The 12,534-nt window shown below is 38.8% G+C and carries 7 protein-coding genes; 4 read left to right on the top strand and 3 right to left on the bottom strand.

Translation table 11 applies throughout. From position 1 onward, the window contains the following. Positions 1–51 precede the first annotated feature (51 nt). Both AB9K32_RS16565 and AB9K32_RS16570 read right to left on the bottom strand, forming a co-directional pair. Positions 52–2,505 (bottom strand): ribonuclease HII, encoded by a 2,454-nt coding sequence (locus AB9K32_RS16565; RefSeq protein WP_369885882.1) that lies wholly within the window; start codon positions 2,503–2,505, stop codon positions 52–54. Positions 2,506–2,534: 29 nt separating this feature from the next. Next, entirely contained in the window at positions 2,535–3,131 is a 597-nt protein-coding gene (locus tag AB9K32_RS16570; RefSeq protein WP_252080591.1) for a ribonuclease HII, read from the bottom strand. Positions 3,132–3,364: 233 nt separating this feature from the next. On the opposite strand from AB9K32_RS16570, the gene AB9K32_RS16575 reads away from it, so the two are divergent. Genes AB9K32_RS16575 through AB9K32_RS16585 form a run of 3 tightly spaced genes read left to right on the top strand, consistent with a single transcriptional unit; the run spans position 3,365 to position 8,716 of the window. After that, complete coding sequence (locus AB9K32_RS16575; protein WP_369885884.1) at positions 3,365–6,409, top strand: SusC/RagA family TonB-linked outer membrane protein; 3,045 nt, start codon at positions 3,365–3,367, stop codon at positions 6,407–6,409. Positions 6,410–6,423: 14 nt separating this feature from the next. Beyond that, positions 6,424–7,887, top strand: a complete 1,464-nt coding sequence (locus tag AB9K32_RS16580) for a RagB/SusD family nutrient uptake outer membrane protein (RefSeq protein ID WP_369885886.1) — start codon at positions 6,424–6,426, stop codon at positions 7,885–7,887. A 19-nt stretch (positions 7,888–7,906) separates the two neighbouring features. Continuing rightward, positions 7,907–8,716, top strand: coding sequence for a hypothetical protein (locus AB9K32_RS16585; protein WP_369885888.1), 810 nt, complete (start codon positions 7,907–7,909; stop codon positions 8,714–8,716). Between the two features lie 542 nt (positions 8,717–9,258). Here the strand turns inward: AB9K32_RS16585 and AB9K32_RS16590 are convergent. Further along, positions 9,259–9,945 (bottom strand): hypothetical protein, encoded by a 687-nt coding sequence (locus tag AB9K32_RS16590; protein ID WP_369885890.1) that lies wholly within the window; start codon positions 9,943–9,945, stop codon positions 9,259–9,261. 228 nt (positions 9,946–10,173) lie between these two features. On the opposite strand from AB9K32_RS16590, the gene AB9K32_RS16595 reads away from it, so the two are divergent. After that, the gene (locus tag AB9K32_RS16595; RefSeq protein ID WP_369885892.1) at positions 10,174–12,210 is read left to right on the top strand and encodes a putative porin; all 2,037 of its coding nucleotides are present in this window, start codon (positions 10,174–10,176) and stop codon (positions 12,208–12,210) included. Positions 12,211–12,534: the final 324 nt, after the last annotated feature.

Genomic DNA, 12,534 nt, shown 5'->3' on the forward strand with positions numbered 1-12,534 from the left:
ATATGTGTATTTCGTTTAAACTATTGTATAGGTAGCAGTTACGAGATCTTGTTAATTGATTTTGTACACGATCAACGAGTTGTCCTGGTCCTTGGCGACCAGCTCCAGTTTTTTGTCATTGTCCATATCCGAGAGGTCGATCAGGGAACTGCCATAAACCGGAAAGTTTGGTATGGGCTTGGCCTGACTATCAAATAAATAGATTTGTTGGTTTTGGATGTCCGTTACAGCAACATAGATTTTATCGTAGATATAGAATATTTTTGGCTTGGAATAAACTCCTAGTTCCAATTCAACTTTTTTTCCTTTAATGCTTAGGATATTGTCGTCCATAAATACCAAAGTATTGCTTGTGGCATAATAACCGTGGTCCGCGTTTAAGTTAAAATTGGTGGCCACTAGTTTTCCATTTGTGTCTATTTGGTGCAAAACTCCAGCTTTGTTCGTTACCGAGAACTTATTTTTATAAAGGAACACTTCATTGTTGGAAAAATCTATTTTCTCGGTCACCTTTATACGGTCGCTGCCAACACGATGCAGTATTCTTAGGGTATTGTTATCCTGTTTAAATACCAAATAATCCTTGTTGCCCACCCTAAAATGTTTGGGAGCCCCAAGGATGTTGCTTGGAGCTTCCTTAAACGTGAAACCGTTTACAATTTTTCCTTGGTTGTTGTACATAAATACTTTTTTGCCCTGTGTGACCACAAAGCGGTAATTACGGCTGCCATCGTAATCAAAAACGGCAAGTGGGTTTAGATTGCCTCCATCAAAATCAATATTAAAAGGTGCTACTTCGTCCCCATTGCGATCTATGATCAAAAATTGATCGTTGGTGCAAAAGGCCAATTGTAGTTTTCCGTTTTTGTAGATATCAACCTGTTGGATGTCACCTTGTATCCTTCCGTCCAATTGTTTGGTCCAGAGAATTTTTCCGTCGGTGGAAATTAGATAGAGAACATTGTTCTGATCTTGCACTACAACTTCTTGTTTTTTGGTCCGGTGGTTTTTCACGAATTGTGGGTCAGTGGCCAAATCGGTGTTCAGTTCCAATGTAAATAGGGGCGATACGGTATTTTGTTCTTGTCTTTTGGCAATTTTGGACACAAGAATATTAAAATGCCCAAAGCCGTTGTCCATTACCATTTGTGAGGCAAAAACTTGATCCTTAAAATCGCTGTCTTTGATGTCGGAAACCATTTCAGTGGAAAGTTCTCGCTCTGCAAGTAAATTGATACCTGTTTCATCCGAAACAAACAGGATGCTCGATTCATTTGCCAAAGAAGCCTTTGCGGTGAGATAGCCTTGATCTTTATCCAATGAGGATGAACTTTTGTAGCTACTGACTATGGTTTGTAATGCTTCCTTGTTTTCGGAAAAAATAAAGCTATTATCAAGTAATGTGCAAAAATTGGATTCAAAATTTTGTACAAGCGGCGTAAAACTCTGCTCCACCCATCTTTTTTCTTGAAGCTCCAATATCTCGTTGCCTTGGTAGGTTTGTGAAGCTGTTTTCCTTTGATCAAGATAATCGTATAGACTTTCTGTGCCGAAAGATTTTAACAGTACAACCTTTTGGTTGTTCAAATAGATCACACCGACTTCCTCTATGGTGTTAAAAAGGGAGTCCACTTTTCTGACCCTATCCAAATAGTTGTTTTGATTTTTAGCGAATACCTGATAATCGTCAAAAGTATACGATAAAATAGCCTGGGCATTAATTGGCGCATATGTCGGCGTTTTGTTGGAAAGGGGAGAGGTGCCCTTGAACAAATTGACGAAGCTTTTTATGGAATCTGGTGCCATGGCCACTCCGTTTAGATTGACTTCGTCCGAATTGGCGGTAAAATCCAACGATATCCATGAAGAAAACGGATTGGCGATTTCATGGATCTCTTTTACCGGTAGCAGGGCGGCATTGCTGGCCGGATTTATAAACAGAGTAGCTGATTTGTTTTTGGAACTGGCCTGGTACAATTTCTCCAAAACCGGGTCTACCAAAGTGTTGTGGCCAAGCCGAACGATGTTCTCCAAAAGCATCATGGAGGAACTCATCAAAATCTCCTTGTTTTTATTGAGGCTAAAAACCTCCAGTCCATCCAGGCGGTATTTTGTAATGTTGGCACCCTCATAGCTCAAGGTTTCAACCGTTTTGTTCGCAACGCTATCTGCATTGAACAGTCCGGATTCATTTTTTGTGGCCAGTACGTAATCAAAATTGTCCTTGCCTACTTCATAAAGAGCAAGTATACAGGTCTGTTCTGTATTGAGGTGATCCAGTCCTTTTACCCTTGCCATTATTTCTTGCAAGCCGGAAAACCGCTCTACCGATTGTAGCGATGCGTTGTTCTTTAGCTCACTTTTAAAATTGGTGAGATTGGATATTTTGATAACAAGGGAAGGATCGGGCGGTAAATGTTCCAATAAAGAATCTTTGGTCTTTACTTCTTTTGTGCAGGATAGTAGGATTAAGGGGAGCAAACAAAAAAGTACCTTTGGTCTCATTCTTGAAGTTTGACACAAAGTTAGCGTTTTTAAATATCCAGTGTCAACTGATCGGGAAGTTGTCTAAAGCTTTTTCGATGGTATTTTGTTAGGCCATGTTTTAGAATGGCCTCCCTGTGTTCTTTTGTAGGGTAACCTTTGTTTTTTTTCCAATTGTACATGGGGAACTCTTCATGGATCTTGGCCATGTACTCATCTCGGTAGGTTTTTGCCAAAACAGAGGCGGCTGCAATGCTCATGTATTTTCCATCACCTTTTACGATGCATTCGTGTTCAATATTTGGATAAGGTTTAAATCGGTTTCCATCCACTATAATAAAGGAAGGGCGTGGCTCTAGTTTGTCTATGGCCCTGTGCATTGCCAAAAAGGAAGCGTTTAAAATGTTTATTTCGTCGATTTCTTCCTGAAAAACATGGCAAACGGAATAAGAGACGGCTTCTTTTTCCAAAATAGGCCTTAACCTGGCTCGTTTGTTTTCAGAAAGCTGTTTCGAGTCGTTTAGGATGTTGTTGGAAAATTTGGGCGGTAGAATTATCGCTGCAGCGGTTACGGGGCCAGCGAGGCAGCCTCTTCCGGCTTCGTCGGTGCCGGTTTCAACAACAGATCGGTAACACAACTTTAACATAAATTATCAAAATTTAACAGTGTCGCTATCAAGAAATACATTTTAATTAAAGAAAAGTTAAAAAAATTCTTACATATCACATATATAGGGATTTGTGTTGCTAATAATATGTTAAAATTATCAAAAATATTGATTATTGTTGGCTTTGTCGGTTCTGGGCAAAGGTGTTAATTTTTTTGAATATTAACTTTTTATATTGATTTTTGGGCGGACTAATTCAAAAAATGAAATAAATGAAAGCTAAGTTAGCATGGATGCTGACGCCTTTGTTGGCGTTGTGCATTTCTTTCTCTTACGCACAAGAGAAAACAGTTTCAGGAAATGTGACCGACCAAGATGGTTTGCCACTTCCTGGTGTGGCCGTAGTCGTTGTTGGAACGTCAAACGGAACACAAACGGATTTTGATGGTAATTACACAATTGCCGTAAGTACAGGTCAAGTATTGCGTTTTAGCTATATCGGCCAAAAAACAGTCGATAGAACGGTAGGTGCTTCTTCAAGTATTAATGTACAAATGGAAGAGGATGCGCAAGCTCTTGAAGAAGTGGTTGTGACAGGTTACGGTTCTAGATCCAGAGAGTTGTCGACCTCCGCGATTTCAACAGTATCAACTGAGAAAATCGAGGCATTTGTGCCTTCTACGAGTGTGGATAACATTCTTCAGGGTCAGGCTGCAGGTGTTCAGGTAACTGCTGCAAATGGTAGGCCGGGGCAAACGGCATTTGTTACTATTAGGGGTGTTGGTTCGATCAATGCTAACACTACACCTTTATATGTGGTAGATGGAACTCCAGTAAATTCTGGTTTTATAAACAATTTGAACCCTAACGATATTGAGTCGTTTTCAATTCTTAAGGATGCGGCGACTGTTTCTAAGTATGGTTCACGTGGGGCGAATGGTGTTGTATTGATCACCACAAAACAAGGTAAAACTGGAGATGCCAGGATTACTTTTAGGTCCTCGTATGGTTTTGGTGAAAGAATATCGGATCCATTTGATTTGATGGACGCTTCCCAAAAATTAGAAATCGAAAGACAATATGCCGAGTTGGGTGTAAGTGCGGCTGCTTCGTTGCCAGGTGCAACTGCAGATGACGCGGAAAGAGCTAGATTAATTGGTTTGGATACCAATTGGGAGGAAGAGTTGTTGAGAAAGTCACAAATCCAATCAAACTCATTATCTATTTCTGGAGGTGACGAAAAAATGACCTATTATCTATCTTTGGGATATGATAAGAACACCGGTATCATTGATAGAATTGATGGTTTTGAGAGAATTACGGCACGTATTAATACTACCTACCAAGCTAAGGACTGGTTGAATATAGGTACAAGTCTTTCCTTATCACGTAGTACTACGGATTTGCCAAGGGATAGGAACAATGTTCAAAACCCTTTCCGTGCTATGTACGATTACAATCCATGGGATCCGTTGTTTAGCAGAAATGCTGACGGCAGTATTGCTGTGGACGATCAGGGGAATCCAATATATAACCCTACAAGATCTGGATTTCCAATTGCAAGGGCCTTAGAAACAGAGCCAGAGGATAATAGGAACTTTTTGATTGTCGGTAGTTTGTTTGCAGATATTAAATTATCGGATAAATTTTCCAACAGATTTTCTGTGGGAGCAACAAACAATAGACAAAATAATACAAGTAGATCTCTTGCTGGTGGTGTGTTGAACTCTATTGTCGGTGATGCTAATTTTCCAGGTACTCAAAGAGATGAGTTTTTCAACACGCTTCAGTATAACGTAAACAACCTGTTCTCGTATAATGACACTTTTGGTGATTATCATAATTTCTCCGCAAGTTTCTTGTTGGAGTACAACGAGAATATCGCAACGGATCTTTTTGCTAGCAGTAGGGGATTTCCTTCTCCAGGTATTCCTTATCAAGACGTTGCGGCTGAAGCTACTGCCGCAGGTTCTGATGAAGCAAGAAGAATCTTGTTTTCACAAGGTCTTTTCCTAGATTATGATTATGACAGCAAATACATCTTGTCCGCGTCTGTAAGAAGAGATGGATCTTCAAGATTTGGACCTGATAATAAATACGGTTATTTCTACAGTGGAAGTGCTGCTTGGAACTTGTCCAAAGAAGCATTTTTGGAAGGTACATTTGTAAATGACTTAAAGCTTAGGGCTTCTTATGGTACTTCGGGTAACCAGAATATTGGAGACTTTAATTATTTGAACTTGTTGCAGTTCAATACATATAACGGTAATACAACTGCCATTCCTATTGGAGTAGGTAACCCAAATATCCAATGGGAGTCTCAAGCTATTTTGGATATTGGTGTTGAATTTGGATTGTTTAACAACAGAATCAATGGTGTGGTGGATTACTTTAAAAAGAACTCAAAAGACCTTTTGCTTAATCAACCATTGTCACAAACAATCGGTGATGAGGACAACTCAATCCTAGCGAATATTGGTGAGGTTGAAAACAGCGGTATTGAGGTTTCTCTGAATGCTGATGTGATTAGAGCGGAGAACTTTACTTGGAGAGTCGGAGGTAATATTTCCTTCTTGGACAATAAAGTAGTGAGCTTGGTTAATGGAGATGATATTATTAGTGGTGACTTTGGTTACAATATTTTAAGAGAAGGTGAGGAAATTAATTCTTATTATACAGTTAGGTATGCCGGAGTGAACCCTGCAAACGGGGAGCCTTTGTATTATGATTTGGATGGAAACATTACTAATGAGTATAGCGCAAGCTTTAATACAATACTGGAAGGTAAATCACCATATGCCAACATCGAAGGTGGATTCTTTACCTCGGTAAGGTGGGGTGGATTCGGTTTGAGAGCTGACTTTGTAGGTAAGAGCGGAAACTATATCCTGAATTTCCAGAGACAAGCTGGAATTGAAATTGGAAATATTGATAGTAACCTAAGAACAGAGGCGTTTAACTACTGGAAGCAACCTGGGGACACAAATGTTTTGCCTAGTCCATTGTATCAAGGAACTGCAGATCAAGATAGTGATAGATGGTTGGAGAAAGGTGATTATCTTCGTTTGAGAACATTGACCCTAGACTACAACTTGCCAAGTAAGTTTTTGGATAAATCAGGGATTGATAGAGTGAGAGTATTTGCTACAGGCCAAAACTTGTTCACGATTACTGAGTATAATGGTGACCCAGAAATTGGTATTGGTTCGGATGAGAGTTCCCAGGCTGGAACGCAAGGTTTTATTCCTGGAGCGTTCTCTTTGTTTAGTTACCCACAAACTCGATCTTATACTTTCGGAGTAGAAATAGGATTTTAAAAAAAGAAATTGAGATGAAAAATAAGTTATATACATATTGTTTAGCGTCCTTGTTCGCCACTTCGTTGTTGGTGTCTTGTGATGACGAACTAAATGACCTTCAGCCATTTACTGAAGGTAATCCGGAAACATTTTTTAATAGTGTGTCTAGTTTCCAAAATGGAGTAGATGGAATCTATAGCCAATTCTGGAACTATTACTCTTCAACCGGCTCAGGATTGCAGGGTTTGCCCGATATTCTTGCTGACAATGTAATATTGGCCCAAACTGGACGTAGATCTAATGAGGTTTACTATGACTACCGTTATAACCCAAATACAGGTGGTGCGATACCATTATATTGGAGCGAGGCATATGAGGCGGTAAATGCAGCAAACTTGGTTATAGGCCAGATAGATAACTTGGCCGATGGTCCTGAGAAGGATAATATTTTAGGTCAAGCATTGGCTGCACGTGCCATAGCACACTTTGATCTTGCAAGGATTTATGCAATGATACCAACACAGAGTGCCGATGCCGCAAATTCACCTGGTATTGTTTATCTGAAGGTTGAAGATGGTGATACGGCTGATCCTTTCGCTCAACCAGCAAGAGAGACCGTGGCTAGTAACTATACCGAAATAATAGGCGACTTGGAACAAGCTACCGGATTAATTGGGACTTCCAATGGTGAAGGAAGGTTGAATAGGGATGCTGTTTATGCGATGTTGTCTAGAGTGTACCTGTATAATGGAGACTATCAATTGGCAATCAATGCAGCTAACCAAGTTACTGCGGATATTGTGGATGCCAATGTCGAAGGTGCATTGTTGGATGTTTATGAAGATACTTCCAACGAAGGGGTTATTATAGAATGGTCTGTGAACACTTCTTCGGAATCCAATTTTAACAATGTTGGTGTGTTGTACAGTCAGACAACCGCACCGAACACTGTATCTGAATACGTGATTGATTACGAATTCTTTAATAGCCTTGACCCTAATGATTTAAGAAGAGAGGTGATGCAGTACGATGCTACAAATCAGGATAACAACTACAATGCTGTAAGAAAGTTCTTGGGAGAGCCTGGACAGGTTAATGGCCGGGTAGATATTAAAGTTCTAAGGGCTGCAGAGGTGTTGTTGAACAAAGCTGAAGCTCAATTTGAATTGAATCAGCCAGGAAATGCTTTGGCAACCTTGGATATACTTCGTGATGCAAGATACTCTTCTTACACTGGAGGGGAAAGTGGACAAGCACTGGAAGATGCTATTCAGTGGGAAAGAAGGGTTGAGTTAAGTTTTGAAGGACACAGGTTCTTTGATATTAAACGTAGAGGTGAGGCGGTTCAACGTTCTAACAATGGTGATATTCAAGACGGTTCTGGTACACCTCCAGAATTCTTGACCTTGCCAGCAGGTGACTTTAGGTTTCAATTGCCGATCCCTATCGATGAAATTAATGCCAACCCGAACATGGCGCAAAATCCAAATTATTAATAGCTAACAACTTAAAAAGATGAAAAATATATATAAAACATTTGGAGTTCTTTTTGTGGGCTTTATATTGGTTTTCTCCTCCTGTGAGGAGGAAGAAGTTGTTTACAATCCTGTGTCAGGACAAACAATTGCATCATTCGAAGACTCCAATATTAATTTAGGAGTTCCTACAGAGGGTTCTTCTATTGATATCAATGTAACGGCTAGTACGGAATCCGATGTAGAGCGAACAATTTCTGTGGAGGTCGATGCGTCTTCAACTGCAACCGCTGATCAGTATTCAATTAGCAATTCAGGAATTGCTGCAGGTGAATTTGCCGGTGTTGTCACTGTTGAAGGTAATTTTGAAGCTTTACCGGAGGAAGGTACCGTTGTATTGGTTCTTAACCTCACAGACGTGTCCAATTCAAATGATTTGACTTTCGGCACTGAAACGGTAACCATTTCTCTGTTCAGGCAGTGTGATATGGCTCCAACACCTGGTGTTTGGACGATTAATATGGAAGATAGCTATGGTGATGGTTGGCAAACAACCACTGCAAATGGAGGTCCTGGGATTACAGTTACATTGAGTGATGGTACTGTATTCGAAGTAGGACTTTGTACGCCATATGAGGATAATAATTATGATTGTACCAATGAAGGTTCGTCGGGATCTACAACGATTACAATTCCTGAAGGTATCGAGTCTGCGGAATGGAATTTCCCAGGTGATAATTGGGGTGAAATATCTTTTAGTATTGTGGCACCTAACGGAAATATAGTTGCTTCAGGGGCAACAGGAGCTACAGAAGCAGGTCCTATTGAAATTGATTTTTGCGCTCAGTAATTCCTTGAGTCAAAGAATAATTAAAAAGAAAGACCGGGTATGTAAATTACCTGGTCTTTTTTATTTTGTATAATTGATAGGATATTAACTCAGGTCCTACTTGTTTATATACCAATTTGTTTATTTGGTGATAGAATTAGTTGGGTGCTTTATATTTTTGATATTTGTTCGATATATTTTGGGCTTCTTATAATTTTGGATCATATCTAAGTCTTGAAATAAAAGTTTGAGAGGTTTGGTGATTCTATGCTTTGAGTTGTTTTTATCCTGATCTAAATAAAATTAAACTCCTTGCGATTGGACATTTTTATCGGGTCCTATACTTTTATATAGAGTTGCTAGCTATAGTTATATTGTTCAATATTAGATGTCCTTTCAAGAGGAGGTGAGTTTGGTGCCTCTCAGTCATTGGAGTTTTGTGTAAATCAGTAATAAAGTAAGGCTATTATTTGGTCTAAAAAAAAGAACCGGTCCGATTTAATTATCGGACCGGTTTTTATATTATCGGAAAACTTTAATCAATAGTATTATATTTCTTCATGCTATTTTGTTTGCATACTCCGATTATAAAAATGCATTAGTTTTAGAGCATCTTTTTCCTTACTTAATTTTAAATTGTTGGCTTTTACAAATTCTTTGATTTTGTCTTTGTCTAATAAGTTATAAAAAGAGCCTTTTCTCAGGTAAATCTTTTCTGCTGGATTCTCCCCTTTTTTAATATAATAAGAACTTATATCTATAAAACGGGGAGGTGTCGTTCTGTCATAGCTTGTGGTTCCTGTTCTGCCGCGGCGCAATTTTTTTTCGGGTTTATAAAGTAATTTTACTTCACCTTCGTTCAATGGAACAAAATACCCTATTCTTGTGGATTCATCATTTGAATTATCAAAATAGGGAAAAAGTTTGTAGAGTCTGTTGCTGATTCGTGCAGAAATGTAGTTGCGTTTCAAGACCGCAGTATATTCTTTTTCTCCTTTTTGAAGCTCAATTTCGCTATTCACCGCATTGTATCTAAGGTTTCCTGTGGTTTTTGGCTCACCGTTCAATAAAATTTGCCCATATTTAAATTTGTCATCAAAATAAGGTGAGCCTTCTGCCTCAACATTGGTAGGTTCAATTTGTTTTGTTTGGTAAGAAACAACGCTTCCGTGGTCTGGATTTGTAAAGTTAATTTGAGCAACTCCTGCAGTTACTGTTAAGAAAGCTAGAATATTCAACTTAGATTTCATTTGTAATTAAAAATTTCAACTGGTTTGTGTATTTATTAAAAAAATGCTATTCAGTGCAATAAGCAACATTTAATTGGACTTCATTGGATTTGTCATCTTAATATTATCATAAATTCAAAGAATTGATTTCCTTCGGTAAACAATTCATTTTTAAAGGTTTTTTGTGTTTGAACTTTTCACATTTCTTTAGAAACAAAACTTTTACCTTTGTCCAAGCAATAACGTGGAATGAGAATTTTATTTGTTACCCTATTTATCTTACTAGGACAATTCATAATGGCGCAGCAGGATTCCCTGCCGCCAACCAAAAAGGCGGATACTTTAGATCTAGATCCAAAAGAAGGTCTTCTTTTGCAATCCAAAGATTCTATAGCCAAGGATAAACCCAAGGGAAATTTAAAGAAACCAGCAAAGCCCACTGCCAAGGATTCTATTACTATCCATGATTACAGGATCATATCCTACAACAAGGATACTACAATTGTAGACACAACACTTACCATTAAAAAGGATTACATATACAATTACCTAAGAAAGGACGATTTCGAGTTAATGCCATTTGCCAACATGGGTCAGCCCTATAATCGGTTAGGTTTAAATTTGTCGGCAACCCCGTATTACCCAAGAATAGGGGCATCTGCAAAACATCCAGGGTATTTCGAGAAAGAGGACGTCAACTATTATAGTGTGCCCACTCCAATGACGGAGCTTATGTTCAAGACCACAATGGAGCAAGGGCAATATTTGGATGCATTGCTCACCTTTAATATTACCAAAAGATTTAACGCATCCATAGCATACAATGGCTTCCGGTCATTGGGCAAATATAGGTACGAAGAAGCACAAGATGGTAAATTTAGGTTTACGTTCAATTATCTTACGGAAAATGGAAGGTATGGTATTCGCGGTCATATCGCTGCCCAGGAAATGGAAAGTGAAGAAAGTGGCGGATTATTGGATAGAAATCAGTTTGAAGGAGATTTGCCGGATTTTCAGGACAGGGCTAAAATTGACCTGCTCTACACCAATGCCAATAATCGAATTTTAGGAAAACGATATTACTTTGATCAACACTATAAGCTGGTAAACAAAAAAAAAGATTCATTGGATACGGAACCTACAAGTTTGTCCTTGGGGCATGAATTTAGTTACGAGACTAAAATTTACGATTTTGGGCAATCCGAACAGAACGATGCATTTGGCACCGACCCATTTTTGATCCCCATTGAAGATCAGGCGCGGTTAAAAACCATGTATAATAAAGGGAGTGTCGAATTTTTCAACAAAACTTTGGGTAGGGTGTCCGGCAACATAGCACTGTTCAATTACAATTACTTTTTCAACAGTATTCTATTGACCGAAGAAGGTATCATACAGAATAAGTTGGATGGGAACGAGGTGTCGATTGGAGGAGCTTATGCAAATACAATAGGCCCGCTGCATTTGCAGGGAAATCTTAATTACACAGTATCTGGGAACCTAACAGGAAATAATCTTGATGCCATCGCGGCATACAGGCTCAACAAAAACAATAAGATTACAGGGGCCATACACATTTCGTCCCGTATGCCGGACTTCAATTATTTACTTTATCAAAGCGATTATCGAAATTTTAACTGGCAAAACAATAGTACATTCGAAAAAGTACAGACACAGAGCATCGAATTCGGTCTGGACTCTAAATTAGTAGGAAACATCCGAGCAGAATACAGTGCAGTGGATAACTACAGTTATTTTGCATCCACAGCTACCGAAGAAGCCATTGGATTGGGTCAGGAAACCGCTTTTGTAAGGCCATTTCAAGAATCCAGCACAATAAATCACTTAAAAGTAAAGTATGAAAAAGAGGTAAAGTGGAGAAAATGGGCGTTAATGAGCACGGTAATGTATCAAAATGTGACGCAAGAGAATCAAGTGGTCAATGTGCCCGACCTGGTTACAAGGAATACCTTATACTATTCAAGTGACGTTTTCAAAAAAGCCATGTACATTCAAACAGGAGTGACCTTTAAATATTTTACATCCTATAACATGGACGCCTACCACCCTTTATTGGGTGAATTTTATATTCAGAACAACGAAGAGTTTGGAGCATACCCTTTAATGGATGTATTTATTAATGCCAGGGTAAAACAAACACGGATATATTTAAAGGCCGAACACTTGAATTCTATTTTTTCCCAACCGAATTATTACTCCGCTCCCAATTACCCATACCGGGATTTTGTGATAAGATTTGGATTGGTTTGGAATTTCTTTTCATAAAAATGATAAAGTGTAAAATTTCTGAATACTGAAAAACAAGCACTTATATGTAAATTGATTTTTTTTCGAAAAAAACATCCAAAAACATTTTGTGGAAAGAAAATAACCTGCGTATATTTGCACCCGCTTAGCTGATAAGGCAGGGCGCTTCTGAAAAGCCGAAAGGCTAAAATTGGAAGAAAAAAACAAACAAGTTCATATACATATTGTAACGACAGCGTAAGAATTATAAAGAACCATTTTGATGCGGGGACTCGTGTTTTCGGGTGTCGGACAGACATTCAAGGAAATACAATGAAGAGTTTGATCCTGGCTCAGGATGAA

The sequence above is a fragment of the Allomuricauda sp. XS_ASV26 genome, assembly GCF_041224615.1.
GTDB lineage: Bacteria > Bacteroidota > Bacteroidia > Flavobacteriales > Flavobacteriaceae > Flagellimonas > Flagellimonas alginolytica.

Excerpts from the sequence above, each read along its gene's own strand:
- AB9K32_RS16565 (WP_369885882.1), bottom strand. The coding sequence starts at position 2,505 with ATGAGACCAAAGGTACTTTTTTGTTTGCTCCCCTTAATCCTACTATCC.
- AB9K32_RS16570 (WP_252080591.1), bottom strand. The coding sequence starts at position 3,131 with ATGTTAAAGTTGTGTTACCGATCTGTTGTTGAAACCGGCACCGACGAA.
- AB9K32_RS16575 (WP_369885884.1), top strand. The coding sequence starts at position 3,365 with ATGAAAGCTAAGTTAGCATGGATGCTGACGCCTTTGTTGGCGTTGTGC.
- AB9K32_RS16580 (WP_369885886.1), top strand. The coding sequence starts at position 6,424 with ATGAAAAATAAGTTATATACATATTGTTTAGCGTCCTTGTTCGCCACT.
- AB9K32_RS16585 (WP_369885888.1), top strand. The coding sequence starts at position 7,907 with ATGAAAAATATATATAAAACATTTGGAGTTCTTTTTGTGGGCTTTATA.
- AB9K32_RS16590 (WP_369885890.1), bottom strand. The coding sequence starts at position 9,945 with ATGAAATCTAAGTTGAATATTCTAGCTTTCTTAACAGTAACTGCAGGA.
- AB9K32_RS16595 (WP_369885892.1), top strand. The coding sequence starts at position 10,174 with ATGAGAATTTTATTTGTTACCCTATTTATCTTACTAGGACAATTCATA.